Below are 26,100 nucleotides of genomic sequence, written 5' to 3' on the forward strand. Positions count from 1 at the left end.
TGACGCAGAACTTTTGTCTGTCCCTTATTGGGGCGGAACCGTGAAAACGGTCGGGTCCGGTTGAACAAGCCGGAGTGGGAGGAGATGGAAATTGGTTCAGACGCAGTCTGGCGCCGAGGGGCTATTGTCCCTTCCGGCGCTGCTTCAACGCAATGCGACCCAGTTCGGGAATGCCCCTGCCTATCGGGAAAAGGAATTCGGGATCTGGCAGAGCTGGACCTGGGCCGAGACCGAAAAGGAAATCGAGGCGCTGGCGCTGGGGCTGATCAACCTGGGCGTCAACGAGGGCGACTTCATCGCCATCATCGGCCGCAACCGGCCGCATCTTTACTGGTCGATGGTCGCCGCCCAGTCGGTCGGCGCGATCCCGGTGCCGCTGTATCAGGACGCGGTGGCCGAGGAGATGGCCTATGTGCTGGGCCATTGCGGCGCCCGCTTCGTCATCGCCGGTGACCAGGAGCAGGTCGACAAGGTGATCGAGGTGCAGGATCAGCTGCATCAGTTCGAACACCTGATCTATCTCGATCCGCGCGGGCTGCGCAAATACGACCACTCCCACCTGCACGACTACCGCCACGTGCAGGACCAGGGCCGCGCCGCCCGGGACGAGTTCATCAACGAGCTGATCGCCCGGCGCCAAAAGCCGACCTATGACAGCACCTGCGTGATGCTCTACACCTCCGGCACCACCGGCAAGCCCAAGGGCGTGGTGCTCTCCAACCGCAACGTGATCGAAAGCGCCAGGAACTCGGCCGAGTTCGATCACCTGACCCGGGGCGAGGATATCCTGTCCTACCTGCCGATGGCCTGGGTCGGCGACTTCATCTTCTCGGTCGGTCAGGCCTATTGGTGCGGCTTCGCGGTGAACTGCCCCGAAAGCGCTGACACCATGATCACCGACCTGCGCGAGATCGGGCCAACCTATTACTTTGCGCCGCCCCGCGTGTTCGAGACGCAGCTGACCAACGTCATGATCCGCATGGAGGACGCCGGGCGGCTGAAAAAGGCGATGTTCCACACCTTCATGGAGCACGCCCGCAAGGTCGGGCCGCGGATCCTGGACGGCAAGCCGGTCGGTGTCTGGGACCGGCTGAAATACGCGCTCGGCAATGTCCTGGTCTACGGGCCGCTCAAGGATACGCTGGGCTTCTCCCGCATCCGGGTCGGCTATACCGCCGGCGAGGCGATCGGGCCGGAGATCTTCGATTTCTACCGCTCGCTCGGCATCAACCTCAAACAGCTCTACGGCCAGACCGAGGCGACGGTGTTCATCACCATCCAGCCCGATGGCGAGGTGCGCGCCGATACCGTCGGCGTGCCGGCCCCGGACGTGGAGATCCGCATCGCCGACAACGGCGAGATCTTCTACCGCAGCCCGGGCGTGTTCGTGGAATACTACAAGAACGCCGAGTCCACCGCCTCGACCAAGGACCCCGAAGGCTGGGTCGCCACCGGTGACGCCGGCTTCATCGAGGAAAGCAGCGGCCACCTGCGGATCATCGACCGCGCCAAGGACGTGGGCAAACTGGCCGACGGCGCGATGTTCGCGCCCAAGTATGTCGAGAACAAGCTCAAGTTCTATCCCGACATCCTTGAGGCGGTGCTGTTCGGCAATGACCGCGACCGCTGCGTCGCCTTCATCAACATCGACCTCACCGCTGTCGGCAACTGGGCCGAGCGCAACAACATCGCCTATGCCTCCTACCAGGAGCTGGCGGGCCATCCCAAGGTTCTGGGTGCCATCCAGGAGCATGTGTCGGAGGTCAACCGCTCGGTCGCCCAGGACGAGATGCTGTCGGGCTGCCAGGTGCATCGCTTTGTCGTGTTGCACAAGGAGCTGGACGCCGACGACGGCGAGATGACCCGCACCCGCAAGGTGCGCCGCCGCATCGTCGAAGAGAAATACGCCGACATCATCGAGGCGCTTTATGACGGGTCGGAAACCGTTTCGACCCGGACCGAGGTCACCTACGAGGACGGCCGCAAGGGCCATATCAGCGCCACGCTGCAACTCCGCGACGCCACCGTGCAGCCGGTCGCGCCGCACAAGGTGGCGGCGGAATGACGGGGCCGGGGCAGGGCGCCGCGGCCGGGAACCGCGCCGGCGGCAGCAATTGGACTAGAAAGAAGGATGGATCGCATGCTTGATCAGGCCGAGGGGTACACCACCGCGGATGGCCGCAAGATCGGCGGCGTGGTGATGGAAATGAAGAACATCACCCTGCGTTTCGGGGGCGTGGTGGCGATCAAGGACATCTCCTTCGATATCCGCGAGGGCGAGATCCGCGCCATCATCGGCCCCAACGGCGCCGGCAAATCCTCGATGCTCAACGTGATCTCGGGCTTCTACGTGCCCTCCGAGGGCGAGGTCTGGTTCCACGGCGCGAAACGGCCGCAGATGAAACCCTACGAGGTGGCGCGCCAAGGAATCGCGCGGACCTTTCAGAACATCGCCCTGTTCGAAGGGATGAGCGTGCTTGACAACGTGATGACCGGGCGGCTCACCCACATGAAGACCGGCGTGTTCTCGCAGGCCCTGTGGAAGGGACCGGCGGAGAAAGAGGAAACCGAGAACCGCGAGGTGGCGGAAAAGATCATCGACTTTCTCGAGATCCAGCATATCCGCAAGACGCCGGTGTCGCGGCTGCCCTACGGGCTGAAGAAACGCGTCGAACTGGCCCGCGCGCTGGCCGCCCAGCCCAAGCTCTTGCTGCTCGACGAGCCGATGGCCGGCATGAACGTCGAGGAGAAAGAGGACATGTCCCGCTTCATCCTCGACGTGAACGACGAGTTCGGCACCACCATCGCGCTGATCGAACACGACATGGGCGTCGTGATGGACCTCTCGGACCGGGTGGTGGTGATGGATTACGGCAAGAAGATCGGCGACGGCTCGCCCGACGAGGTGCGCAACAACCAGGACGTCATCGACGCCTACCTGGGGGTGGCCCATGACTGATCCGAGACAAACCCGCGCCGTGCCGGCATACAAAAAGGGAGGCGCAGATGCCTGATCAAGTGGTTTTCGCGCTGGAGGTCACCCTCAACGGCCTCATGGCCGGGGTGCTCTACGCGCTGGTGGCTCTGGGATTCGTGCTGATCTACAAGGCGTCCGGCATCTTCAACTATGCCCAGGGCGTGATGGCGTTGTTCGCGGCGATGACGCTGGTCGGGATCATGGAGGGGCAGGTGCCCTTCTCGCACCTGATCAACGCGGTGTTCGGCACCGAGCTGCACCATTTCGGCTGGCACCTGCCCGGACTGGCGGCGATCCTGCTGACCATGGCGGTGATGGTGCTGCTGGCCTGGTGCGTGCAGCAGTTCGTGATGCGCCACCTGGTCGGGCAGGAACCGATCATCCTGTTCATGGCGACCATCGGGCTGGCCTATTTCCTCGAAGGGGTCTCCGACCTGATGTGGGGGTCCGAGATCAAGAAACTCGACGTCGGCCTGCCGCAGGGCCTGAACGAGACGATCGACAGCGTCACCTACAACATCTTCGGCTACGGGTTCTTCATCGACAACCTCGACATCGTCGCGACCATCATCGCCGCGCTGCTGGTGATCGCGCTGGTCGCCTTCAGCCAGTATACCAAGGAGGGCCGCGCCATGCGCGCGGTGGCCGATGACCACCAGGCGGCGCTCTCGGTGGGGATCTCGCTGAACTTCATCTGGGTCATGGTCTGGTCGGTCGCGGGGTTCGTCGCGCTGGTCGCCGGCATCATGTGGGGCACCAAGTCGGGGGTGCAGTTCTCGCTGTCGCTGATCGCGCTCAAGGCGCTGCCGGTGCTGATGCTGGGCGGGTTCACCTCGATCCCGGGTGCCATCGTCGGCGGGCTGATCATCGGGGTGGGTGAAAAGCTGTTCGACTTCATGATCGGCCCGATGGTCGGCGGCGCCACCGAGAACTGGTTCGCCTACGTGCTGGCGCTGGTGTTCCTCGTGTTCCGGCCGCAGGGCCTGTTCGGCGAGAAGATCATCGAGAGGGTGTGAGCATGAAACAGCTGATTGCCATCATCAACGTGATCGCCTGGTCGGGCTTCTGGGCCTTTGGCTATATCGCCCTGACCTCCGACGACCTGTCGCAGCGCCAGTTGGTGATCGCCGCGATCCTGGCCTTTGCCGGCTTCCTCACCGGGGTGCTGGCCTATCTCAAGCTCTGCCGCGCCTCGGAAGAGAACGGCTTCGAGCCCAGAAAACAACTCGACGCCGCCACGCGCGAGCGGGCGCAATCCCAGGGGGGCCTCTGACGTGTTCTACCGTGAAGCAGGCGATTTCAAGACAACCTACCAGCAGGACAGCCAGACCTTTCCGATCCGGTTCGACCGCTATCGTTACTATGTCGTTCTGGCGGTGGCCTTCGGGGTCGTGCCGTTCCTGATCAATGATTACTGGGCCAACGCGATCCTGATCCCGTTCCTGATCTATGCCATCGCGGCGATCGGGCTGAATATCCTGACCGGCTATTGCGGCCAGGTCTCGCTGGGCACCGGCGGGTTCATGGCGGTCGGCGCCTATGCCTGTTACAAGCTGATGACCGCCTTTCCCGAGGTCAGCATGTTCATCCACGTGATCCTGGCCGGCGGAATCACCTCGGCGGTCGGCGTGTTGTTCGGCCTGCCGTCCCTGCGGATCAAGGGGTTCTACCTTGCGGTGGCGACGCTGGCGGCGCAGTTCTTCCTGGTCTGGCTGCTCAACCGTGTGCCGTGGTTCTACAACTACTCCGCCTCGGGCCAGATCTCGGCACCCGAGCGCGAGGTGTTCGGTATCCTCATCACCGGGGCCAACGCCCCCACCTGGGCGGTCTACCTGTTCTGCCTGATCTTCCTGACCCTGGCTGGGCTGCTGGCGCGCAACCTCACCCGCGGCACCGTCGGCCGCACCTGGATGGCGATCCGCGACATGGACATCGCCGCCGAGATCATCGGGGTGAACCCGCTGACCGCGAAACTGTCGGCCTTTGCCGTCAGCTCGTTCTTCGTTGGCATCTCGGGCGCGCTGTTCTTCTCGGTCTATCTCGGCGCGGTCGAGGTCGGCGAGGCCTTCGGCATCCAGAAATCCTTCCTGGTGCTGTTTATGGTCATCATCGGTGGGCTGGGCTCGATCTTCGGCTCCTTCGCCGGCGCGGCCTTCCTTGTGGTGTTGCCGGTGGCGCTGAAGCTGGTCGGCGTCGACGTGTTGGGCTGGGCGACGGATATCGTGGCGCATTTGCAGCTGGTCATCGTCGGCGCGCTGATCATCACCTTCCTGGTGCTGGAGCCGCATGGGCTGGCGCAGCTCTGGCGCGTCGCCAAGGAAAAACTCAGACTCTGGCCGTTCCCGTACTGACGGGGCCGACTACCGATGAGGGGGGGAGGAGCCCGCCTCGTGAAACGACACATCGGACGAAACCAAGGGAGGAATGACCCGATGAAGAAGACACTGACTGCACTGGCGCTTGGCGCCCTGATGACGGCGGGGCCGGCAATGGCCGAACTCGTGTTCCCGTCGCTCAGCTACCGGACCGGGCCCTATGCGGCGGGCGGGATCCCGTTCGCGGACGGCTATGCCGACTATTTCACCCTGCTGAACGAGCGGGATGGCGGCATCGGCGGCGAGATGGTGCGCGTCCCCGAATGCGAAACGGCGTACAACACCGAAAAAGGCGTGGAATGCTACGAATCGACCAAGGGCGAAGGCGCGCTGGTCTATCAACCCCTGTCCACCGGCATCACCTACCAGCTGATCCCCAAGGTGACCTCGGACCAGATCCCGATGCTGACCTCGGGTCTGGGCCGGACCTCGGCCAAGAACGGTGACGTGTTCCCCTGGGTGTTCAACTTCCCGGCCAACTACTGGGACGGCGCCTCGGTCGCGGTCAAGCACATCATCGAGCAGGAGGGCGGCGATGTCTCGGGCAAGAAGATCGCGCTGGTCTATCACAACTCCGCCTATGGCAAGGAGCCGATCCGCACGCTCGAGGAACTGTCCAAGAAACACGGCTATGAGCTGACCCTGCTGCCGGTCGATCACCCCGGCCAGGAACAGAAGAGTCAGTGGCTGCAGATCCGCCGCGAGCGTCCCGACTACGTGATCATGTACGGCTGGGGCGTGATGAACCAGGTCGCCGTGCAGGAGGCCGTCAACATCCGCTTCCCGATGGATCATTTCATCGGCATCTGGTGGTCGGGGTCGGAGAACGACGTGCTGCCCGCCGGCGAGGGCGCCGATGGCTACAAGGCACTGACCTTCCACAACCTCGGCGACGATTACCCGCTGTATGATGACCTGCGGAAATACGTCATTGACGCGGGCAAGGCGGCCGGTGCCGGCGATCAGGTCGGGTCGGTGATCTACAACCGCGGTCTCTATGCCGCGATGCTGGTGGCAGAAGCCGCGCGCACCGCGCAGGAAATCCACGGCACCTCCAAGATCACCGGGGCGATGATGCGCGACGGCATGGAAGCACTGAACATCACCGAGGAACGCATGGCCGAGATGGGCCTGCCGAACTTCGGTCCGGCCTTCCAGGTCTCGTGCAAGAACCACGGTGGCGATGGCTACGCGGCGATGGCCCAGTGGGATGCCAAAGCCAAGACATGGTCGCTGATCACCGACTATATCCAGGCCGACCAGGAGGTGGTCCAGCCGCTGATCGACGCGGACTCCGCTGCCTTTGCCGCGGAAAACAACATCGAGTCGCGCTGCGAATAAGGCGCGATGGTCCGGCGGCGGCACATGCCGTCGCCGGAGAATTCACACGCTATGCCGGAAAGACACCCCATGCTGGATGCTGCCAAGACCACCGACGTGCAGGCCGAGACCCTGCTGGAAGTCAACAATATCGAGGTGATCTACAACCACGTGATCCTCGTGCTCAAAGGGGTCAGTCTCAACGTGCCCAAGGGCGGCATCACCGCGCTTCTCGGGGGTAACGGCGCGGGCAAGACCACCACGCTCAAGGCGATCTCGGCGTTGTTGCAGTCGGAACGCGGCGAGGTGACCAAGGGTTCGGTCAAGTATCGCGGCGAGGCGGTGCACCATGCCGACCCCGCCGATGTGGTGCGCAAGGGCGTGATCCAGGTGATGGAGGGGCGCCACTGCTTCGAGCACCTCACCGTCGAGGAAAACCTGCTCACCGGTTATTACACCCGCAAGGGTGGCAAGGCCGAGATGATGGCCGACCTCGAAAAGGTCTATGCCTATTTCCCCCGCCTCAAGGAGCGCCGCCGCAGCCAGGCCGGCTATACCTCGGGCGGCGAACAACAGATGGTCGCGATCGGCCGCGCGATGATGGCCAAGCCCGAAACCATCCTGCTGGATGAACCCAGCATGGGGCTCGCGCCGCAGCTGGTCGAGGAGATCTTCGGCATCGTCAGGGATCTGAACGAACAGGAAGGGGTGACCTTCCTTCTGGCCGAGCAGAACACCAATGTCGCACTGCGTTTTGCCCATTACGGCTATATCCTCGAATCCGGCCGCGTTGTGATGGACGGCCCCGCCGCCGACCTGCGCGAGAACCAGGACGTCAAGGAATTCTATCTCGGCATGTCCGACGAGGGCCGCAAGAGCTTCCGCGACGTGCGCTCCTATCGCCGCCGCAAACGGTGGCTGAGCTGACGACGGGCGCCCCGCGCACCGACCAATTTTGACAACGGCCGGTCGATCCGGCGCGCCACCCGCGTCGCGGGACACAGGGCAGGGGGCTTCCCCGGCCAAGGGGGCAGTGGCCCAAGGACAAGGACGAGGCTTAACGATGACCGCTCATTTCGACGACCTGGAGACCCGCTCTGCCGATGCCCGCGTCGCGGGCCAGTTGCAGGCGCTGAATGCCAACCTGGCGCGCAACGGGCTGGACCCGCTGGACGATCTGTCAGGCCTCACCGCGCTCCCCGTCCTGCGCAAGTCCGAACTGAGCGAACGGCAGAAGGCCGCGCCGCCCTTCGGCGGGCTGCCGGTGGCGAACGTGGCCCATATCTTCCAGTCGCCCGGGCCGATCTATGAACCCGGCGGAACCAGCCACGACTGGTGGCGCATGGGCCGTTTCCTCTGTGCCGCCGGAATCGGCAGGGGCGACATCGTCCAGAACTGTTTCGGCTATCACCTCACGCCCGCCGGCATGATCTTTGAAAACGGTGCCCGCGCCGTCGGCGCCGCCGTGGTCCCCGCCGGAACCGGCCAGACCGAGCTTCAGGCCCGCGCCGCCCATGACATCGGCGTCACCGCCTATGCGGGCACGCCCGATTACCTCAAGATCATCCTCGACAAGGCCGAGGCGATGGGGCTGGCGCTGAAGATCACCAAGGCGGCGGTGGGCGGCGGTGCCCTGTTCCCCTCGCTGCGCCAGGAATACGCCGATCGCGGCATTTCCTGCCTGCAAAGCTATGCCACCGCCGACCTGGGCAACATCGCCTATGAAACCGCGGCGATGGAGGGGATGATCGTCGACGAGCACGTCATCGTCGAGATCGTCACCCCCGGCACCGGCACGCCGGTGGCCCCCGGCGAGGTCGGCGAGGTGGTGGTCACCACCCTCAACCCCGATTACCCGCTGGTACGATTTGCTACCGGCGATCTCTCCGCCGTGCTGCCGGGGCTCTCGCCCTGTGGCCGCACCAACATGCGGATCAAGGGCTGGATGGGCCGCGCCGACCAGACCACCAAGATCAAGGGCATGTTCGTGCGCCCCGAACAGGTGGCCGCGCTGGTCGACAAGCACGACGAGATCGTCAAGGCCCGCGTCATCGCCACCCGCGACGGCGAGATGGACGCCATGACCGTGCAGATCGAGGCGACAGGCGGCGACGCCGGCGCCTATGCCTCCAGCGTCGCGGATCTGCTCAAGCTCAAGGGCAAGATCGAGGTCGTCGCCCCCGGCGCCCTGCCCAAGGACGGGCTGGTGATCGAGGACCAGCGCAAATACGATTGAAGGGCCGCGCGTCCGGCGCCGCCCCTCCCAACCGTCAATAGCGGCCGATTTCCACGCGCTGTTCCTCCAGGATCTTTCCGGCCGGAGAGACTGCCCGCACGACCGCGAAATAGCGGTGGCCCTTGCCGCTGGAGCACGGTGGCATATAGCCCTTCGAGGCGTATTTCCCGGTTCCCCGTGCCGCTGAAACGACCTTGGCCTTTCCCGGCAGTTTGCCCTTGAGGCCCGGAACCGGGTACAGCTCTGCCGAGGTGCCGCTTACCGGGTAGCCGATGACGCCATGCCCGCCGTTCTTCGACAGCGGCTCATAGTCCCGATCATTGTACGCGACATAGACCCAGGCCGTTTCGCCCGGCAGGTTCGACACCGTCATCGGCGGGGTCGAACCCTTGCCGCCGAACAGCGTGCAGTGCTGGCCTTTCGGAACGCGTTTTCCGTCCCAGCCGCCACCGAGCGCGACCGACATGTCGGCGCAGGCGGCCCCGGCGGCGAATATCGAGCCGGTGCACAGAGCAATGGTGGTTTTCAATAGTATCTCCCAAATAGATGTTTTCGATGCCGCGACGGTAGCAGAGCACGCGCGGCTGTCCACCGATACACGCGCCGCGATCAAATCGCGCTGGAAATCCGACCATTAAGCTAGGATAAAGGGGCACACCCGAGCGCGAGGCCCCCCTTGTCCCAGACCAGCGACGCCACCGGCATCGAATACGCCCCCCACGGCAGCCGCCGCCACGGCGCCCGCGGCACCCGCCTGCTGGGCGCACTGGCCAGTGTCGTGGCCGCCGCCTGCCTGCTGCCGATGATCGCCGTGGCGATCGCGGCGATGAGTGGCGGCACCGGGACCGTGCGCCACCTGATGGACACCGTCCTGCCCGGCTATGTGGGCACCACGCTGGTGCTGGTCGCTCTGGTCGCGCTCGGCACCTTCGCCATCGGCGTCGGCGCCGCCTGGCTGGTGACGATGACCCGCTTTCCCGGCGTCCGCCTGCTGGAGATCGCGCTGGTGCTGCCGCTGGCGCTGCCGGCCTATGTGCTGGCCTATGCCTATACCCACCTGCTGGATCACCCCGGCATCGTTCAGGCCACCCTGCGCGACGTCACCGGCTGGGGGCCGCGCGACTACTGGTTCCCCGAGATCCGCTCGCTCGGCGGCGCGGCGGTGATGCTGGTGCTGGTGTTCTACCCCTACGTCTACCTGCTGGCCCGCGCCGCCTTCCTGCAACAAAGCTCGGGCGCCTTCCTGGCCGCCCGCACCCTGGGCCACAGCGCCTGGTACGCGTTCTGGCGTGTCAGCCTGCCGATGGCACGCCCGGCCATCGCCGGCGGTGTGCTGCTGGCGGTGATGGAGACCATCGCCGATTTCGGCACCGTGGCCTATTTCGGTGTCCAGACCTTCGCCACCGGCATCTATACCAGCTGGTTTACAATGGCCGACCGGGCCGCCGCCGCCCAGCTCGCGCTCTGCCTGCTGGCCTTCGCCCTGATGCTCGCGGTGGCCGAGCGGACCTCCCGCGGCAAGGCGCAATACCACCATGCCGGCAAACGCCACATGAAGATGCCGCCGGCGCCGCTCACCGGGCTGCGCGCCGTGCTTGCCTTCGCGCTTTGTGCCACACCGGTGCTGCTGGGCTTCCTGCTGCCGGCGGTGGTCCTCTTCGTCATGGGGCTGGGGTCCGAGCAGAACCTGCTCAGCAGCCGTTACATCGGCTTCATCCGCAACTCGGTCACGCTGGCTGGGACCGCCGCCGTGGTCACGCTCTGCGCCGCCATCATCGTCGGTTTCTACCAACGGCTGCGGCCGGGGCGCGGGTCGGGGATCGCCGCCTACCTGGCGCGGCTGGGCTACGCGGTGCCGGGGGGGGTGATCGCGGTGGGGCTGCTGGTGCCCTTCGCCGCCTTCGACAACGCGCTCGACGGCTGGATGCGCGACACCTTCGACATCTCCACCGGGCTCTTGATCACCGGGTCGATCTGGCTGCTGGTCGCGGCCTACATGGTGCGCTTTCTCGCCGCCGCGTTGGGCGCCTACGAGGGCGGCCAAAGCACCGTGCACGTTCACATGGACGCCGCCGCCCGCTCGCTCGGGGAATCGCCGCTGGGCACCCTGCGCCGCATCCACCTGCCGATCCTGACCCCCAGCCTGCTCACCGCGCTGCTGATCGTCTTCGTCGACGTGATGAAGGAACTGCCGGCCACCCTGATCATGCGCCCCTTCAACTATGACACGCTGGCGGTGCAGGCCTATCGACTGGCCTCCGACGAACGGCTCGAGGGGGCGGCGGTGCCGTCGCTGGTGATCATGGCGGTGGGGCTGCTGCCGGTGATCCTGATCTGCCGACAGGTCGGGCGCCGCGACTGAAGGCGGTTCTCACGGGGGCGCTGCCCCCGCCGCGCTGCCGCGCGCCTCCCCCGGAGTATTTCGCAAAGAGAAGAAGGGACCGGTCCGTGCTTCTTCTCTTTCCAAATACTCGATCCTCCGGCCGATCTTGGTGCAAGGCCCACGAAAAAGGCGCGGGAGGAGGCCCCCCGCGCCCGCTTGCCCGATGGGGCGGGATGTTACTCCCAGCCCGCCTCGTTGAAGATCTTCTGCGCTTCGGGCAGGTTCCGGGCCACGACCGACAGGTCGACATCGTCCGGCTTGAAGAACCCCAGCGCCGCCACGCTCGGCGACAGGCCGACACCGGAGACCGCCGGATACTCGTCATTGCCGGCCGAGAAATACTGCTGCGCCTGGTCGCTGGCCAGGTATTCTAGGAACTTGATCGCGTTCTCGCGGTGGGGGGCATGCACCGCCACGCCGCCGCCCGACAGGTTCATATGCGCCCCTTCCGCGTTCTGCGACGGGAACACCCAGCCGATCATGTCGATCTGGTCGCTGACCCCCTTCACGTCCTTGCGGATGGCGCGGGCGAAGTAATAGCTGTTCGAGACCGCGATCTCGCATTCGCCGGACACGATGCCGCGCAGCTGGTCGGTGTCGCCGCCCTGCGGTGCGCGGGCCATGTTGGCGACCACCCCCTCGGCCCAGGCGCGGGCGGTCTCGGCGCCGTGATTCTCGATGATCGAGGCCAGCAGCGTCTGATTGTAAGTGTTGTTCGACGACCGGATGCAGACCAGCCCCTTGTACCTGGGATCGGCCAGGTCGAGATAGGTGCGTGGCGGGTCGCTGACCTCGGTCTTGTCGTAGAAGATGATCCGCGCCCGCTGCGAGAAACCGAACCATTCGTTGTCCGCATCCTGCAGGTAGCCGGGCACGCGGGCTTCCAGCAGCGCGCTGTCGACGGGTTGCAGCACGCCGGCCTCCTTGGCCCGCTGCAGCCGCGAGGTATCCACCGTGAGAAGGATATCGGCGGGGGAGTTGCGCCCCTCGGCCTGCATCCGCGCGATCAGCTCGTCGGCCTTGCCCTCGATCCGGTTCACGGTGATTCCGGTGGCTTCTTCGAAATCGGAATAAAGCCGCTCGTCGGTGTCGTAATGGCGGGACGAGTAAATATTGACCTCGCCCTCGGCCAGCGCTGTCACGGGGGCAAGCGTCGTCATCAACGCAACGGTGCCATAAGTCAGAATCTGTCGCATCTGGGGTCCCTTGTGGTTTCCGGGTGTGGGGCTGAATGCCCGACTGATTTGATCGGATACCTGATTCCGTTCCGTGTGCAAACCAAAACCGAGTCAATTGGTCGGAAATGGGATCGGACTCCGCCGGATCGGCAACGAAAAAACCGCGCCCCTCGGGGCGCGGTTTTTTGTCTTCCGACCTGCGGTCGTTTCAGCCCTGGCGGGCTTTGAACCGACGCTGAGTCTTGTTGACCACGTAAACGCGGCCTTTGCGACGCACGATCCGGCAATCACGGTGCCGGTTCTTCAGCGAGCGGAGCGAGTTCTTGACCTTCATGGCCTGTCTCCTGTTCCTGCGGCGCGGGCCAGCGCCTGGGTTTGGCGGGTGCCCCGGTTGCCCGGGACAGTGAATTCATGGTGGGCGGTACAAGGTTCGAACTTGTGACCCCTTCGATGTCAACGAAGTGCTCTACCACTGAGCTAACCGCCCATGAATCCCGACAGCGAAAGGCCCCATAAAGAAAACGGGGCGCGGATTTCCGCGCCGGTAGCGGGGTCTATAAAAGGACTCGTCAGGGTTATCAAGGGCTTTTGGCACGGGTTTTTGCAAGCTATGTTTCGAATGATGAGGAGCACCGATGCCCGAGACCGCCTTTGACCTGATCGAGCCCGAACAAACGCGGTCCGCCGTGGTCTTCGCGTCGCCCCATTCCGGCTGCGATTACCCGGATTGGTTCGTCCGGCGTTCGGTTCTGGATCGCCACGCGATTCGCTCCTCCGAGGACGCTTTCGTCGATCGGTTGTTCGGGGCGGCGCCGGATTTCGGCGCGCCGCTGTTGCGGGCCTGCGCGCCGCGCGCCTTCGTCGATCTCAACCGCAGCCCGGACGAGTTGGACCCGGCGCTGATTCACGGGGTGCGGCGGCAGGGGCACAACCCCCGTGTCGCCTCGGGGCTGGGGGTGATTCCCCGCGTCGTCTCCAATGGCCGGGCGATCCATCGCGGCAAGATCTCGATGGACGAGGCCCGTGCGCGCATCGACCATTACTGGCGCCCCTACCACGCGGCGCTGCAGACCCTTCTCGACCGGGCGCACGACCGGTTCGGCCAGGCGGTGCTGATCGATTGCCATTCCATGCCGCATGAGGCGATGGACGGTGTCGCACGCAGCACCTCGCCGCGGCCCGAGATTGTGCTGGGCGACCGATTCGGCGCTGCCGCCGACAGCGACATCGTCGACCGGGTCGAGGCCGCCTTTGCCGCCGCCGGGCTGACCGTGTCGCGCAACGCGCCCTTTGCCGGGGCCTATATCGCCCAGGCCTATGGCCGCCCCTCGCGCCGCCAACACGCGATCCAGGTCGAGATCGACCGCGCCCTCTACATGGACGAGAAGCGGATCGCGCCCAGTGAGAATTTCGACGCCTTCCGCGCGGTATTGCACGGCATCATCGCCGAGCTGGCCGCCATCGGTTACGAGGACCTGCCGCTGGCGGCGGAGTAGGAGAGGGACCGCGCTGTCATTCCTGTCATTCCCGCGAAAGCGGGGATCTCCCGACATGGTCACTGAACGTTGAAAGTCCCCGCCTCCACGGGGATGACAGCGTTTGAAACATGCGAACTTGCCCGGACCAGGGCGTGCGCCTCACCGCAGCGCGCGGCCCTTCAGGATTGCCTTTGATCCGAACCGGCGCCGAATCTCGTCCGCCGCCCGTTCCGCATCGCTGCGCTGCGCCGCGCCCGGGTCCAGCAGATCGCCCGAGATATCCGCCTCACCCTCGGGGCAGAGCGCGGAAATCCCCACCCCGAGCAGCCGATAGGGCCCCTCGTCGCCGACCTGGTCGAACAGCGCCCGCGCATGGCGATAGATGCGGTCGGCCATCTGGGTGGCATCGCGCAGCGTCTCCCGCCGGCTCAGCAGGGAATGATCGGCGCGCTTGAGCTTCAGGACCACCACCCGCCCGGCGAGGCCCTTGGCCTTGGCCCGGTCCGAGACCTTCTCGGACATCCGCCACAGGTGCCCGTCCAGCAGGTCGGCGTCGGCGGTGTCCTCGTGAAAGGTGGTCTCGTTCGAGATCGACTTCATCGGCGCGTTGGCCGAGACCCGCCGCCGGTCCTGTCCCCGCGCCAGGTGAAACAGCCGCTCGCCCATCGACCCGAATCGCGCATGCAGGTCGCGCTGGTCCCAACGCAGCAGGTCGGCAAAGGTGCGGATGCCCGCCCGCTCCAGCGCCGCCTGTCCCGCAGGTCCGATTCCCCAGATCATCCGCACCGACCTGTCGCGCAGGAAATCCGCCGTCTCCGCCTGCCCGATCACCGCAAACCCCTGCGGCTTGTCCAGGTCGGAGGCCACCTTGGCCAGGAACTTGTTGTGGCTCAACCCGATCGACCCAGCGAGGCCCAACTCGTCCTTCATCCGCTTGACCAGCCGCGCCAGCATGACCGCCGGCGGCGCCCCGTGCAGTTTCTCGGTGCCGCCCAGGTCCAGGAACGCCTCGTCCAGCGACAGTGGCTCCACCGCCGGGGTCAGTTCCTCCATCATCGCGCGGATCTGGCGCGAGACGGCGGCATAGACGTCCATCCGGGGACGGATCACCACCGCGTCGGGGCACAGTTTCAACGCCTGGAACATCGGCATCGCCGAATGCACGCCCCGGATGCGCGCCACGTAACAGGCGGTCGAGACCACGCCCCGCCGGCCGCCGCCGATGATCACCGGCTTGTCCGCCAATGCCGGGTTGTCGCGTTTCTCGACGCTGGCATAGAAGGCATCGCAATCCATATGCGCGATGGTCAGGTCGAACAGTTCCGGGTGCGCCAGGACCCTCGGGCTGGCACAGGACGGGCAGCGGCGCGCGCGCGTCGGGATGGCATCGGCCAGGTCGAACCGGGTCAGGCAGTCACGGCAAAGCGCTTGCATCGGGTGGAATCTCGGCTGGGTGGTGCTTAACTCTGTCCCAGAATAGGCCGGAACCTCGGGACAGTCAGCATGTCACATCACCCCACGACCGACGCCGCGCCGTTTTCCGGGGCCAAGCTGGCGCTGTTCCTCGGCCCCGACCTGCTGGTGATCCAGCGCGACGACAAGCCCGACATCCCCTGGCCCGGCCACTGGGATCTGCCCGGCGGCGGTCGTGAAGGCGGGGAAACCGCGATCGCCTGCGCCCTGCGCGAAACCCGCGAAGAGGTCGGCCTCGTCATCGCGCCCGGGGATGTAAGCTGGTCGCACAGCTACCTGCGCCCGCATGGCCGCGTCTGGTTCTTCGTGGCACATATGCCCGCCGAGCTGGTCGAAGATGTGCGGCTGGGCGACGAGGGGCAGGGCTGGCGCCTGATGACGCCCGGGGCCTATTGCCGCCACCCGCGCGCGGTGCCGCATTTCGCCACGCAACTGACGCAGTATCTCGATCTGGGTATCGTGCCTGAGATCAGGCCGGAGATCGGGGGCGTTCCGGCGGCTGCGGGGGCGAAACCCCGGTCCCACTAGAAAAACCCCCCGCTGCTGAGGCGGGGGGAGGTAACGAACCACAGGAAGAAAAGGTCCGTTGGGGGAGTGTCTCTCTTACAGGGTTGCTCAAAACGCGGGTTCGGTGAAGCCCGGAGGCCAGGGTCGCGGCCGGCCGTTCACCACATGTTGTTTTTTCGCAACGAAACCTGCGTAAATATGCAACAGATGCGCGAAAATCAGGCGGTCGCCACCTCGTCCAGGATCATTTGCGCCGCGCCGCGCGGATCCTTGGCCTGCCAGACCGGGCGCCCGACCACGATATGATCGGCCCCGGCGCGGATCGCGCCGGCCGGTGTCGCCACCCGTTTCTGATCGCCCAGGTCGGCCCCCGCCGGGCGCACGCCCGGCGTCACGATCAACCGGCCCGCCGCCTCGGGCAGCGCCCGGATCGCACCGGCCTCCTGCGGGCTGGCGATCACCCCGTCGGCGCCGGCGTCCAGCGCGCGCGCCGCGCGTTCCACCACCAGCTCGGCCATATCGCCCGGCTTGATCAGCCCGTCGTCCAGGTCGCCCCGGTCCAGCGAGGTCAGGATCGTCACTGCGAGGATCTTCATGTCGCTGCCTGCCGCGCCTTCCTTGGCGGCGCGCACCACATGCGGGTCGCCATGCACGGTCAGGAAATCCAGATCGAACCGCGACAGCCCGCGCACCGCGGCCTCGACCGTGGCGCCGATGTCGAACAGCTTCATGTCGAGAAAGATGCGTTTGCCGTGCTCGGCGATCAGTTCGTTGGCGAGGGCCAGCCCGCCGCCGGTCAGCATTCCCAGACCGATCTTGTAGAAACTCACCGTATCGCCCAGCTGCGATGTCAGGGCCAGAGCCTCGACGGCGTTGGGGACGTCCAGGGCAACGATCAGGCGGTCATCAGTCATCGGGCTCTCCTCGGGCTGCGGGCGGACCCTCTCTAGTCCGCGCCGCGCTTTCGCACAAGGGAAGCCGGATCAGGCCAGCATCGGATCGGGCGACAGGTTGGCGGCCAGTTCCACCGTCTTGCCGCCGGTGCGAAACTCCGGCATCCGGCGCAACTGGCGCAGCGCCTCGCGCAGAAACGCATCAAGCCGCGCGCTGGGCGTGTCCACCCCCTCCATGTTCACCGCGCAGAACAGGGTGACGAAGCGGTCGGCCATGGTCAGCGACACCCGCGCCACCTGCTGCGTCTGGTCCGGGCTGAACGCTTCCTGGGAAATCTCATAGTCGGTGATCTGCATCGCTGCCTCCTGATTTTGCCCCAGGATCGCCCCGTAATCAGAGCAGGAATGAGGCGAAGCACGGGTATTTCCGCGACTTGGCGGTTGCGGACTTCACAGTGAAAACCCGATCACGCGGTCTTGAACTGCCTCGCGGATTTCCCAAATTGGAATGCGAGGCCCGACCCCCGGTGCGCCGCAATGCGGGCACCGAACATTCCGGGCGCTTGAAAAAGGAGAGACGCATGGACTTGAACAAGTTCACCGAGCGGGCACGTGGTTTCGTACAGGCCGCTCAAACCATCGCGATGCGCGAAGGCCACCAGAGGCTGGCGCCCGAACACCTTCTCAAGGCATTGATGGACGACGATCAGGGGCTGGCCAGCAACCTGATCCAGCGCGCCGGCGGTGCCCCCGCCCGCGTGGTCGAGGCCCTCGATGTCGCGCTGACCAAGATCCCCAAGGTCAGCGGCGATGCCGGCCAGACCTATCTCGATACGCAAACCGCCAAGGTGCTGGACGAGGCAGAGAAGATCGCCAAGAAGGCCGGCGACAGCTTCGTGCCCGTCGAACGCATCCTGATGGCGCTCTGCATGGTCAAGTCCAAGGCGAAAGAGGCGCTGGAGGCCGGTGCGGTTACCGCGCAAATGCTGAACGAGGCAATCAACGACATCCGCAAGGGGCGCACCGCCGATACCGCCTCGGCGGAAGAGGGCTATGACGCGCTCAAGAAATATGCGCGCGACCTGACCGAGGCCGCCGCCGAGGGCAAGATCGACCCGATCATCGGCCGCGACGAGGAGATTCGCCGCTCGATGCAGGTGCTCTCGCGCCGGACCAAGAACAACCCGGTGCTGATCGGGGAACCCGGCGTCGGCAAGACCGCCATCGCCGAGGGCATGGCCCTGCGTATCGTCAACGGCGATGTGCCCGAAAGCCTGCGCAACAAGAAGCTGCTGGCGCTCGACATGGGCGCGCTGATCGCCGGGGCGAAATATCGTGGCGAGTTCGAGGAGCGGCTGAAAGCCGTCCTGAACGAGATCGAAGCGGCTGCGGGCGAAATCATCCTGTTCATCGACGAGATGCACACGCTGGTCGGTGCCGGCAAATCCGACGGCGCGATGGATGCCGCCAACCTGATCAAGCCGGCCCTGGCCCGCGGCGAGCTGCACTGCATCGGCGCCACCACGCTGGACGAATACCGCAAGTACGTGGAAAAGGACGCGGCCCTCGCCCGCCGGTTCCAGCCGGTGATGGTGACCGAACCCACCGTCGAGGACACCATCAGCATCCTGCGCGGCATCAAGGAGAAGTACGAGCTTCACCACGGCGTGCGCATCTCCGACTCGGCGCTGGTCTCGGCCGCGACCCTGTCCAACCGCTACATCACCGACCGCTTCCTGCCCGACAAGGCGATCGACCTCGTCGACGAGGCCGCCAGCCGCCTGCGCATGGAGGTGGACAGCAAGCCCGAGGAGCTTGACCAGCTCGACCGCCAGATCCTGCAATTGCAGATCGAGGAACAGGCGCTCAAGCTCGAGGATGACGCCGCCTCGCGCGACCGGCTGGAAACCCTGCAAAAGGATCTTGCCGAGCTGCAGGAGAAATCGTCGGAAATGACCGCCCAGTGGCAAGCCGAGCGCGACAAGCTCGCCGGCGCCCGCGACCTCAAGGAACAGCTTGACCGCGCCCGCGCCGACCTCGAGATCGCCAAGCGCGAGGGCAACCTCGCCAAGGCGGGCGAGCTGTCCTACGGCGTCATCCCGCAGCTGGAGAAACAGCTGGCCGAGGCCGAGAACCGCGAGAAAACCGGTGTCATGGTCGAAGAGGCCGTGCGCCCGGAACAGATCGCGGCGGTGGTCGAACGCTGGACCGGCATCCCCACCTCCAAGATGCTGGAGGGCGAGCGCGAGAAGCTGCTGCGCATGGAGGACGAGCTGCACAAACGCGTCATCGGTCAGGACGCCGCCGTGCGCGCGGTCGCCAACGCCGTGCGCCGGGCGCGCGCAGGCCTCAACGACGAGGGGCGCCCGCTGGGTTCGTTCCTGTTCCTCGGGCCGACCGGCGTCGGCAAGACCGAGCTGACCAAGGCGGTGGCCGAGTACCTCTTCGACGACGACAACGCGATGGTGCGCATCGACATGTCCGAGTTCATGGAGAAACACGCCGTCGCCCGTCTGATCGGCGCGCCTCCGGGCTATGTCGGCTATGACGAGGGCGGGGTGCTGACCGAGGCGGTGCGCCGTCGGCCCTACCAGGTTGTGCTGTTCGACGAGGTCGAAAAGGCCCACCCGGACGTCTTCAACGTGCTGTTGCAGGTGCTTGACGACGGGGTGCTGACCGATGGCCAGGGCCGCACTGTCGACTTCAAGCAGACGCTGATCGTGCTCACCTCCAACCTCGGCAGCCAGGCGCTCAGCCAATTGCCCGAGGGGGCCGACAGCGCCCAGGCCAAGCATGACGTGATGGATGCGGTGCGGGCCCATTTCCGTCCCGAGTTCCTCAACCGTCTGGACGAGACCATCATCTTCGACCGGCTCAGCCGCGACAACATGGATGGCATCGTCGATATCCAGATGGCCCGCCTGCGCAAGCGGCTGGCGGCGCGCAAGATCACGCTGGAGTTGGACGAGGGCGCCCGCAAATGGCTGGCGGACGAGGGCTATGACCCGGTGTTCGGCGCCCGTCCGTTGAAGCGGGTGATCCAGACCGCGCTGCAGAACCCATTGGCCGAGATGCTGCTGGCCGGGGATGTGAAGGATGGCGATACCCTCCCGGTGACCGCCGGGGCCGACGGGCTGCTGATCGGCGAAAGGATCGGCGCCAGCAACCGGCCCAAGCCGGACGATGCCGTGGTGCACTGATCCACCCGGTCACGATGACCCAAAGGCCCGCCAGCGATGGCGGGCCTTATTTTTTGCGCGTCCCTGTCATCCCGGACGTGATCCGGGATCGGTCGGAGGCGGGGCGAGACCTCGGATCACGTCCGGGGTGACAGTGCTTTCCCCGGTATCCCGCCCGTCGCGCCGAGGGACAGGACCCGAATGCCTTACAGGAATGCCAGCGGGTCGGTGACGATATCGGAACTGGCGAACAGGCTGTTGGTCAGGCTGACCGTGCCCAGAACCGTGCCGCTGTCGGAATCGCTCAGCGTCAGCACGGTCATCGGCGTTCCGGTGGCGGTATTGATCCCGAGGGAATAGTCGATCCCCTCGTCCAGCACGATCCGGTCGCCGTCGGCGCCGTTGAAATTCTTGATGTAATCATCGCCAAAGGCCGCCTTTTCGAACAGAAAGGCATCGGCGCCGATATTGGCGTGAAAGATGTCGTCACCGGCGCCGCCGATCAGCGTGTTGTCGCCCGCGCCGCCGTCCAGCTCATCATCGCCCGCGCCGCCGATCAGGGTGTCGTTGCCGTCCTGGCCGAACAGCCTGTCGTCGCCACTGCCGCCCTCCAGCTTGTCACGGCCGTAGCCGCCGTACAGCGCGTCGTTGCCCGCGTCGCCGAACAACTTGTCGGCGTCATCCTCTCCATAAAGAGTGTCGCCGCCTTTGCCGCCGTACAGCTTGTCGTTGCCATAGCTGCCGGCCAGCTTGTCCGCGCCGCTGCCGCCACGCAGCGTGTCACCATCATAGCCACCGTAAAGCTCATCGGCACCACCGCCGCCGGTCAGCTTGTCCGCGCCGCTGCCGCCGTAGAGCGTGTCGTTTCCGCCATCGCCGTCCAGCTGGTCCTTGCCCTCGTCGCCGCTCAGCACGTCGTCGCCCGCGTTGCCGTACAGGCGGTCGACCCCCTCGCCGCCATAGAGCGTGTCATCCCCGTCGCCGCCCAGCAGGCGGTCGCGGCCCGCGTTGCCAGAAAGGCGATCAATCCCGCCCTGGCCGCGCAGCGTATCATTGCCGTAGGACCCCGACAGGCTGTCGTCTCCGCCGCCACCGTTCAGGATGTCGTCGCCGTCTCCGCCGTTCAGGCTGTCGTTGCCGGCCTCTCCGGCAAGGGTATCGTCGCCGCTGTCACCGTAAAGCGTATCATCGCCTTTGCCGCCAAGCACATGGTCGTCGCCGTGGCCGCCGTTGCCGGTATCATCGCCGCTCCCAAGGTGCAGCGTGTCGTCCAGCTCGCGCCCGTCCAGACGATCCGCCGCCTCGGTCCCGAAGTAATGCGATTCACCTTCGGACATGTAATAGGTGAGCCAGTGCGACAGCTGTTCCAGCGTGGCGTTGGCATCACCGTCCTCGTTGTAGACGCGGCCATCGCTGATCTCGAACCCGACGTGATAGAGGCCGTCGAACACCGTGTTGACCAGATTCTGCCCCTCGAGATAGCCGTTGCCGCCATCGTTCTGGACCAGGTGAAACCCCCATTCTTCGCCGCCCTCGTCGTCGCCGTGCAACTCGACGAAGTTCTTGTAGCGGGCCGGGCTTGCGGCGTCGCGGATATAGGCGTTGATCGCATAAACGTCGTCGATGTCGATCAACCCGTCGTCGAACAGCTTTCCGTCCTCGACCGCGGCGACGATCATCTTGTTGATCGCATTGGCCGCGCGGGCGCCGCCCTCTATATCATCCGCCGAGATGCTCCGGGCCAGGCCCGGGTTGTCCAGGATCTCGGTAACGATCGCATCCAGCCCGGTCCCGGTGGTGCCGGCGGTCAGTTTCTTTGCCATGTGACGTTCTCTCGCTTGTTCGCGTGTGTGCATGAAACGCGCATCGGCGCGCAGACAGTCCCCGCCCAAGCTTGCGTGGAGGTTTGTGGCAAAAATTGAATTGAATTGCGGCGAAAAGCTGGCAGTCGGACCGTTGGGCGAAAGCCCGCCACCCTCAATCGCCTCTCGGCGAAGTGCTGCCGCCGGTCCGGTGCTCCCGGCAGGGAAATTTCTGCGTGATTAACTTTTCGACTCACCCTGCCCGGCGGTGGCGGGGCGGATCGTACGAAACGGGCGGAAAACACCCCGACCCGGCCGAAACCGGGCCGGGCGACGCGGGGTGGTTTGTACGAAACCGCCCCGAAATCCCCCGAACCGCCCGATGAAAAAGGGGCGGCCCGTCGCCGGCCCGCCCCGAAATTCGCCCGTTAAGGCCCCGCGCGCTAGTCGTCCAGGGCCGTTTTCACGATCTCCTCCAGCATCGCCTGCACCTCCTGCATCGCGCCCTCGGGGAACTGGCGATAGCCCACGATCACCTCGCCGGGTTTGTCGGCAAGTTCCGCCACGAAGATGTCATAGGGGCAGAAGACGATGTTCATCGGGTCGGCCTCCATCACGCTGCGCGACACCTTGGCCGAGCAGAAGGAATAGACATCTGCCTTCGAAAACAAGACCTTGTCGGATCCGACATCCTCGCGCGTGCGTTCCAGCATCGCCCCCACGTGACTGACGTGATCGACCACCAGCCCGGCATCGAGGATCGCGTTTTCGATGCCGAAGGCGACGTCGTCGAAACTCTGGTCGGTGTCATAGCGCACCATCTCCTGCGCCGCGGCCCCCTGCGCCGCCACCGCCACAACCGCGGCCATCAAAAAGGTTCTCATATCTCCCTCCCATTCCCAAACGCGTGACTTGCCAGCCCCGCCAATCACCCCCACTGTCAAGGCTAACGCCTTGGCGTGCTTTGCGCAAAGTCAAACATATCGGAGTTTATGAATGAATATCGCGGTGAACGCTGTCGAGCTTCTGGCGGGGCTCTTCATCGGGGTGATGGGCCTGCTGACATTGGTGCTGGCCGTGCTCTTCGTGATCGACCGGAGGCAGACCGGCGATGCGATCCGGCGCAACTATCCCGTCATCGGCCGTTTTCGATATCTTTTCAGTGAGTTGGGCGAATTCTTTCGGCAGTATTTCTTTGCCATGGACCGCGAGGAGATGCCCTTCAACCGGGCGCAGCGCGACTGGGTCACCCGGGCCGCGACCGGGGAGAGCAATACGGTCGCCTTCGGCTCGACCCGTAGTATCAGCCTGCCGGGCACCGCGATCTTCGTCAACGCGCCGTTCCCGCCGCTCAACGACCAATACGCCAAGACCGAGCCGATGTTGATAGGCCCGACCGCACGCACCCCATATCTTGCGCCGTCGTTCTTCAATATCTCCGGGATGTCCTACGGCGCCATCTCCAAACCGGCGGTCGAGGCGCTGAGCCGGGGCGCGAAAGAGGCCAACATCTGGCTCAACACCGGCGAGGGGGCGCTGAGCCCGATGCACCTTGAGGGCGGCTGCGACCTGGTGTTCCAGATCGGCACCGCGAAATACGGGCTGCGTGATGCCGAGGGCAGGCTCGATGACGACAAGCTGCGCGCGGTGGCGGCGCATGACTCCGTTCGCATGTTCGAGATCAAGCTGGCCCAGGGCGCCAAGCCGGGCAAGGGCGGCATCCTTCCGGCGGCCAAGATCACACCGGAAATCGCCGAGATCCGCCATATTCCGATGGGCCAGGACAGCTTGTCGCCCAACCGCCACCCCGAGGTAAAGAGTTTTGACGAGTTGCTGGACATGATCGAACATGTGCGCGAGGTCACCGGCAAGCCGGTCGGGATCAAGACCGTGGCCGGCTCGGAGGAGGTGTTCCGCGGCTTCTTCGATGCCATCGTGCGGCGTGGTGCCGACAGCGCCCCGGATTTCATCACGCTCGACGGCGGCGAGGGTGGCACCGGCGCCGCGCCGATGCCGCTGATCGACCTTGTCGGCATGTCGGTGCGCGAGGCGCTGCCGGTGGTGGCCAATATCCGCGACGAACACGGGTTGAAGGAACGGGTGCGCCTGGTCGCCAGCGGCAAGCTGACCAACCCCGGCGATGTCGCATGGGCGCTGGCGGCGGGGGCCGATTTCGTCACCTCGGCGCGCGGCTTCATGTTCGCGCTGGGCTGTATCCAGGCACTGAAGTGCAACAAGAACACCTGCCCGACCGGCATCACCACCCACGATCCGCACCTGCAAAAGGGGTTGGTGGTCGAGCGCAAGTATACCCGCGTGGCGCGCTATGCCCGTGGCCTGATCGGCGAGGTCGAGACCATCGCCCATTCGGTCGGCGTGGCCGAACCGCGCCTGATGCGGCGGCGCCACGTGCGGATCGTGCAGGCCGATGGCCACTCGATCCCGATGAACGAGATCCTGCCAAGTTACAGCCCCGTCGCCGAAACGTGACAGGACGTGGTTTGGCGCCGCCCCCGGCGCAGGTTAGATCCTAGGCAACCGATCAAGGGAGATCCCATGGCCTATCGCTGGAAAAATGACCTGACCCGCGCCGACGCGACCCCGGAATGGGCCTTTCTGAACCGCCGCCAACTCATCGCCGGGGCTGCAGCGGCGGCGGGGATAACCGCGCTGGGCGGCGCGGCACGGGCGGCGGCGGCGGAGGAGGGTGATCTCTCGCCCAACAGTTGGGAAGAGATCACCAACTACTGCAATTTCTATGAGTTCGGCACCGGCAAGACCGATCCCGCCAGCAATGCCGGGGCCATGACGACAACCCCCTGGCAGATCAAGATCGACGGGTTGGTGGACCGGCCCGGCACCTATGACCTGACCGAGATCCTGGCGAAGATGACGGTGGAAGAGCGCATCTATCGCCTGCGCTGTGTCGAGGCCTGGTCGATGGTGGTTCCCTGGTCCGGGTTCGAACTGGCCGATCTTCTGGACATGGTGGGGGTGCAGGACGGCGCGCGCTATGTCGCCTTTGAAACGCTCCATCGCCCCGAGGAGATGCCGGGCACCCGCTACCCGGTGCTGGACTGGCCCTATCGCGAGGGGCTGCGGCTGGACGAGGCGCGCCACCCGCTGACGATCATGGCCACCGGCCTGTACGGCAAACCCCTGCCGAACCAGAACGGCGCGCCGATCCGCCTGGTGGTGCCGTGGAAATACGGGTTCAAGTCGATCAAGTCGGTGGTGCGGATCACGCTGACCGACAAGGAACCCTTTGCCACCTGGAACCAGACCAATGCCCGCGAGTACGGCTTTTACAGCAACGTGAACCCGGAGGTGGATCACCCGCGCTGGAGCCAGGCCAGTGAACGGCGCATCGGCGGCGGGTTGTTCTCGGCCCGTCAGCCGACGCTGATGTTCAACGGCTATGGCGGTGAGGTTACTTCGCTCTACGAGGGCATGGACCTCGCGAAGCATTTCTGAGATGGCGCTCGACCGGTTGAACAGCGGGTTGCGCCGGGTTCCGGTCTGGGCGGTCTACCTTGCCGGCGCGCTGCCTGCTCCCTTGCTTTTATACCAAGGTGCCACCGGCGGGCTGGGGGTGGAGCCGATCAAGGCGCTGGAGCATGGATTGGGCGACTGGGCGCTCCGGTTCCTGATCGCCGGCCTCGTGGTGACGCCGCTGCGCCGCCGGGTCGGCCTCAACCTGATGCGGTTCCGCCGCGCCCTCGGCCTGCTGGCCTTCTTCTATGTCTGCCTGCACCTGCTTGCCTGGTTGGGGCTGGATGTCCGGATCCCGGCACAGATCTGGGCCGATATCGTCAAGCGGCCCTACATCACCGTGGGCATGGCCGGATTCCTCCTGTTGCTGCCGCTGGCGCTGACCTCGAATGCCCTTGCGGTCCGCCGGCTGGGCGCGCGCTGGCGACGGTTGCACCGGCTGGTCTATCCGGCGGTTCTGCTGGGGGCGGTGCATTTCGTGATGCTGCGCAAGGGCCTTCAGCTTGAGCCGCTGATCTATCTCACCGTGATGCTGGCGCTTCTGGCGCTGCGCCTGCCAGTCCGCCGCTGGCTGCAAACGGCCTGATCCCGCCCGAGTCGGGCGAATCCCCGCTGTTACCCACCCGACTCGGTGACGCCGCAAATTCCGATTCCAGGTTGGTCTTGTGGGTGTCTCCACGCGTAACACGACATGTAGTGGTCATGCGCTTTGCGGGTCGAAGCATGCCGATTTCAACAGCCCCTGGCCGTGGTGGTGGTTGCGCAGGAGGGGGCCTCTAACGCCATGAAAATAGGCCCTTTCCCGCC

The 26,100-nt window shown here is 65.4% G+C and carries 23 protein-coding genes and 1 tRNA gene; 15 read left to right on the forward strand and 9 right to left on the reverse strand.

Translation table 11 applies throughout. The features are described from left to right. Positions 1 to 91: 91 nt before the first annotated feature. The 8 genes from ABWV23_RS10385 (at position 92) to ABWV23_RS10420 (ending at position 8,908) form a co-directional block, all read left to right on the forward strand. Entirely contained in the window at positions 92 to 2,065 is a 1,974-nt protein-coding gene (locus ABWV23_RS10385; protein ID WP_353347382.1) for an AMP-binding protein, read from the forward strand. A gap of 75 nt (positions 2,066 to 2,140) precedes the next feature. Next, entirely contained in the window at positions 2,141 to 2,959 is an 819-nt protein-coding gene (locus ABWV23_RS10390) for an ABC transporter ATP-binding protein (RefSeq protein WP_353347383.1), read from the forward strand. A gap of 47 nt (positions 2,960 to 3,006) precedes the next feature. Continuing rightward, positions 3,007 to 3,993 (forward strand): branched-chain amino acid ABC transporter permease, encoded by a 987-nt coding sequence (locus ABWV23_RS10395; protein ID WP_353347384.1) that lies wholly within the window; start codon positions 3,007 to 3,009, stop codon positions 3,991 to 3,993. A gap of 2 nt (positions 3,994 to 3,995) precedes the next feature. Further along, on the forward strand, positions 3,996 to 4,250 hold the full coding sequence (locus tag ABWV23_RS10400) for a hypothetical protein (protein ID WP_353347385.1): 255 nt from the start codon (positions 3,996 to 3,998) through the stop codon (positions 4,248 to 4,250). A gap of 1 nt (position 4,251) precedes the next feature. Next, positions 4,252 to 5,328: a branched-chain amino acid ABC transporter permease gene (locus ABWV23_RS10405; RefSeq protein ID WP_353347386.1), complete on the forward strand. Its 1,077-nt coding sequence runs from the start codon at positions 4,252 to 4,254 to the stop codon at positions 5,326 to 5,328. A gap of 81 nt (positions 5,329 to 5,409) precedes the next feature. Continuing rightward, positions 5,410 to 6,693, forward strand: coding sequence for an ABC transporter substrate-binding protein (locus ABWV23_RS10410; RefSeq protein ID WP_353347387.1), 1,284 nt, complete (start codon positions 5,410 to 5,412; stop codon positions 6,691 to 6,693). Positions 6,694 to 6,762: 69 nt separating this feature from the next. After that, positions 6,763 to 7,599, forward strand: a complete 837-nt coding sequence (locus tag ABWV23_RS10415; RefSeq protein ID WP_353347388.1) for an ABC transporter ATP-binding protein — start codon at positions 6,763 to 6,765, stop codon at positions 7,597 to 7,599. Between the two features lie 136 nt (positions 7,600 to 7,735). Beyond that, positions 7,736 to 8,908, forward strand: coding sequence for a phenylacetate--CoA ligase family protein (locus ABWV23_RS10420; protein ID WP_353347389.1), 1,173 nt, complete (start codon positions 7,736 to 7,738; stop codon positions 8,906 to 8,908). A gap of 34 nt (positions 8,909 to 8,942) precedes the next feature. Here ABWV23_RS10420 and ABWV23_RS10425 read toward each other — a convergent pair whose 3' ends face one another. Continuing rightward, positions 8,943 to 9,437: a hypothetical protein gene (locus ABWV23_RS10425; RefSeq protein ID WP_353347390.1), complete on the reverse strand. Its 495-nt coding sequence runs from the start codon at positions 9,435 to 9,437 to the stop codon at positions 8,943 to 8,945. A gap of 147 nt (positions 9,438 to 9,584) precedes the next feature. Between ABWV23_RS10425 and ABWV23_RS10430 the strand changes: the two genes are divergently transcribed. Next, entirely contained in the window at positions 9,585 to 11,270 is a 1,686-nt protein-coding gene (locus ABWV23_RS10430; protein ID WP_502901644.1) for an ABC transporter permease, read from the forward strand. 197 nt (positions 11,271 to 11,467) lie between these two features. Here the strand turns inward: ABWV23_RS10430 and ABWV23_RS10435 are convergent, their stop codons facing one another. The 3 genes from ABWV23_RS10435 to ABWV23_RS10445 form a co-directional block, all read right to left on the reverse strand. Then, positions 11,468 to 12,487, reverse strand: coding sequence for a Fe(3+) ABC transporter substrate-binding protein (locus ABWV23_RS10435; RefSeq protein ID WP_353347391.1), 1,020 nt, complete (start codon positions 12,485 to 12,487; stop codon positions 11,468 to 11,470). A gap of 190 nt (positions 12,488 to 12,677) precedes the next feature. After that, complete coding sequence (gene ykgO / locus ABWV23_RS10440) at positions 12,678 to 12,803, reverse strand: type B 50S ribosomal protein L36 (protein WP_353347392.1); 126 nt, start codon at positions 12,801 to 12,803, stop codon at positions 12,678 to 12,680. Between the two features lie 78 nt (positions 12,804 to 12,881). Then, positions 12,882 to 12,956, reverse strand: a tRNA-Val gene (locus tag ABWV23_RS10445). Between the two features lie 148 nt (positions 12,957 to 13,104). On the opposite strand from ABWV23_RS10445, the gene ABWV23_RS10450 reads away from it, so the two are divergent. Beyond that, positions 13,105 to 13,965: an N-formylglutamate amidohydrolase gene (locus ABWV23_RS10450; RefSeq protein ID WP_353347393.1), complete on the forward strand. Its 861-nt coding sequence runs from the start codon at positions 13,105 to 13,107 to the stop codon at positions 13,963 to 13,965. 141 nt (positions 13,966 to 14,106) lie between these two features. On the opposite strand, the gene ABWV23_RS10455 is transcribed toward ABWV23_RS10450, so the two are convergent. Then, positions 14,107 to 15,381: a DNA polymerase IV gene (locus tag ABWV23_RS10455; RefSeq protein ID WP_353347394.1), complete on the reverse strand. Its 1,275-nt coding sequence runs from the start codon at positions 15,379 to 15,381 to the stop codon at positions 14,107 to 14,109. 69 nt (positions 15,382 to 15,450) lie between these two features. Between ABWV23_RS10455 and ABWV23_RS10460 the strand changes: the two genes are divergently transcribed. After that, positions 15,451 to 15,948 (forward strand): NUDIX hydrolase, encoded by a 498-nt coding sequence (locus tag ABWV23_RS10460; protein ID WP_353347396.1) that lies wholly within the window; start codon positions 15,451 to 15,453, stop codon positions 15,946 to 15,948. 197 nt (positions 15,949 to 16,145) lie between these two features. Here ABWV23_RS10460 and pyrF read toward each other — a convergent pair whose 3' ends face one another. Then, the gene (gene pyrF / locus ABWV23_RS10465; protein WP_353347398.1) at positions 16,146 to 16,841 is read right to left on the reverse strand and encodes an orotidine-5'-phosphate decarboxylase; all 696 of its coding nucleotides are present in this window, start codon (positions 16,839 to 16,841) and stop codon (positions 16,146 to 16,148) included. A gap of 69 nt (positions 16,842 to 16,910) precedes the next feature. Next, positions 16,911 to 17,177: a hypothetical protein gene (locus ABWV23_RS10470; RefSeq protein WP_353347400.1), complete on the reverse strand. Its 267-nt coding sequence runs from the start codon at positions 17,175 to 17,177 to the stop codon at positions 16,911 to 16,913. A 224-nt stretch (positions 17,178 to 17,401) separates the two neighbouring features. Here ABWV23_RS10470 and clpB point away from each other — a divergent pair, with 224 nt between their 5' ends. Next, entirely contained in the window at positions 17,402 to 20,020 is a 2,619-nt protein-coding gene (clpB, locus tag ABWV23_RS10475; RefSeq protein ID WP_353347402.1) for an ATP-dependent chaperone ClpB, read from the forward strand. 185 nt (positions 20,021 to 20,205) lie between these two features. On the opposite strand, the gene ABWV23_RS10480 is transcribed toward clpB, so the two are convergent. Next, positions 20,206 to 21,822: a calcium-binding protein gene (locus tag ABWV23_RS10480; RefSeq protein ID WP_353347404.1), complete on the reverse strand. Its 1,617-nt coding sequence runs from the start codon at positions 21,820 to 21,822 to the stop codon at positions 20,206 to 20,208. Positions 21,823 to 22,244: 422 nt separating this feature from the next. After that, on the reverse strand, positions 22,245 to 22,685 hold the full coding sequence (locus tag ABWV23_RS10485) for a DUF302 domain-containing protein (RefSeq protein WP_353347406.1): 441 nt from the start codon (positions 22,683 to 22,685) through the stop codon (positions 22,245 to 22,247). A gap of 112 nt (positions 22,686 to 22,797) precedes the next feature. Between ABWV23_RS10485 and ABWV23_RS10490 the strand changes: the two genes are divergently transcribed. From ABWV23_RS10490 to msrQ, 3 genes are all read left to right on the forward strand, one after another. Then, positions 22,798 to 24,291, forward strand: coding sequence for an FMN-binding glutamate synthase family protein (locus ABWV23_RS10490; RefSeq protein ID WP_353347408.1), 1,494 nt, complete (start codon positions 22,798 to 22,800; stop codon positions 24,289 to 24,291). A 66-nt stretch (positions 24,292 to 24,357) separates the two neighbouring features. After that, positions 24,358 to 25,275, forward strand: a complete 918-nt coding sequence (gene msrP / locus ABWV23_RS10495) for a protein-methionine-sulfoxide reductase catalytic subunit MsrP (RefSeq protein ID WP_353347410.1) — start codon at positions 24,358 to 24,360, stop codon at positions 25,273 to 25,275. Between the two features lies 1 nt (position 25,276). Further along, entirely contained in the window at positions 25,277 to 25,879 is a 603-nt protein-coding gene (msrQ, locus tag ABWV23_RS10500; RefSeq protein ID WP_353347412.1) for a protein-methionine-sulfoxide reductase heme-binding subunit MsrQ, read from the forward strand. Positions 25,880 to 26,100: the final 221 nt, after the last annotated feature.

Source organism: Aquicoccus sp. SU-CL01552 (assembly GCF_040365005.1).
In the GTDB taxonomy this organism is placed as follows: domain Bacteria; phylum Pseudomonadota; class Alphaproteobacteria; order Rhodobacterales; family Rhodobacteraceae; genus Antarcticimicrobium.

What these genes read in the sequence shown, in the direction of transcription:
- ABWV23_RS10390 (WP_353347383.1), top strand. Translation starts at nt 2,141, where the DNA reads ATGCTTGATCAGGCCGAGGGGTACACCACCGCGGATGGCCGCAAGATC.
- ABWV23_RS10395 (WP_353347384.1), top strand. Translation starts at nt 3,007, where the DNA reads ATGCCTGATCAAGTGGTTTTCGCGCTGGAGGTCACCCTCAACGGCCTC.
- ABWV23_RS10400 (WP_353347385.1), top strand. Translation starts at nt 3,996, where the DNA reads ATGAAACAGCTGATTGCCATCATCAACGTGATCGCCTGGTCGGGCTTC.
- ABWV23_RS10410 (WP_353347387.1), top strand. Translation starts at nt 5,410, where the DNA reads ATGAAGAAGACACTGACTGCACTGGCGCTTGGCGCCCTGATGACGGCG.
- ABWV23_RS10415 (WP_353347388.1), top strand. Translation starts at nt 6,763, where the DNA reads ATGCTGGATGCTGCCAAGACCACCGACGTGCAGGCCGAGACCCTGCTG.
- ABWV23_RS10420 (WP_353347389.1), top strand. Translation starts at nt 7,736, where the DNA reads ATGACCGCTCATTTCGACGACCTGGAGACCCGCTCTGCCGATGCCCGC.
- ABWV23_RS10435 (WP_353347391.1), bottom strand. Translation starts at nt 12,487, where the DNA reads ATGCGACAGATTCTGACTTATGGCACCGTTGCGTTGATGACGACGCTT.
- ykgO (WP_353347392.1), bottom strand. Translation starts at nt 12,803, where the DNA reads ATGAAGGTCAAGAACTCGCTCCGCTCGCTGAAGAACCGGCACCGTGAT.
- ABWV23_RS10450 (WP_353347393.1), top strand. Translation starts at nt 13,105, where the DNA reads ATGCCCGAGACCGCCTTTGACCTGATCGAGCCCGAACAAACGCGGTCC.
- ABWV23_RS10455 (WP_353347394.1), bottom strand. Translation starts at nt 15,381, where the DNA reads ATGCAAGCGCTTTGCCGTGACTGCCTGACCCGGTTCGACCTGGCCGAT.
- ABWV23_RS10460 (WP_353347396.1), top strand. Translation starts at nt 15,451, where the DNA reads ATGTCACATCACCCCACGACCGACGCCGCGCCGTTTTCCGGGGCCAAG.
- pyrF (WP_353347398.1), bottom strand. Translation starts at nt 16,841, where the DNA reads ATGACTGATGACCGCCTGATCGTTGCCCTGGACGTCCCCAACGCCGTC.
- ABWV23_RS10470 (WP_353347400.1), bottom strand. Translation starts at nt 17,177, where the DNA reads ATGCAGATCACCGACTATGAGATTTCCCAGGAAGCGTTCAGCCCGGAC.
- clpB (WP_353347402.1), top strand. Translation starts at nt 17,402, where the DNA reads ATGGACTTGAACAAGTTCACCGAGCGGGCACGTGGTTTCGTACAGGCC.
- ABWV23_RS10480 (WP_353347404.1), bottom strand. Translation starts at nt 21,822, where the DNA reads ATGGCAAAGAAACTGACCGCCGGCACCACCGGGACCGGGCTGGATGCG.
- ABWV23_RS10485 (WP_353347406.1), bottom strand. Translation starts at nt 22,685, where the DNA reads ATGAGAACCTTTTTGATGGCCGCGGTTGTGGCGGTGGCGGCGCAGGGG.
- ABWV23_RS10490 (WP_353347408.1), top strand. Translation starts at nt 22,798, where the DNA reads ATGAATATCGCGGTGAACGCTGTCGAGCTTCTGGCGGGGCTCTTCATC.
- msrP (WP_353347410.1), top strand. Translation starts at nt 24,358, where the DNA reads ATGGCCTATCGCTGGAAAAATGACCTGACCCGCGCCGACGCGACCCCG.
- msrQ (WP_353347412.1), top strand. Translation starts at nt 25,277, where the DNA reads ATGGCGCTCGACCGGTTGAACAGCGGGTTGCGCCGGGTTCCGGTCTGG.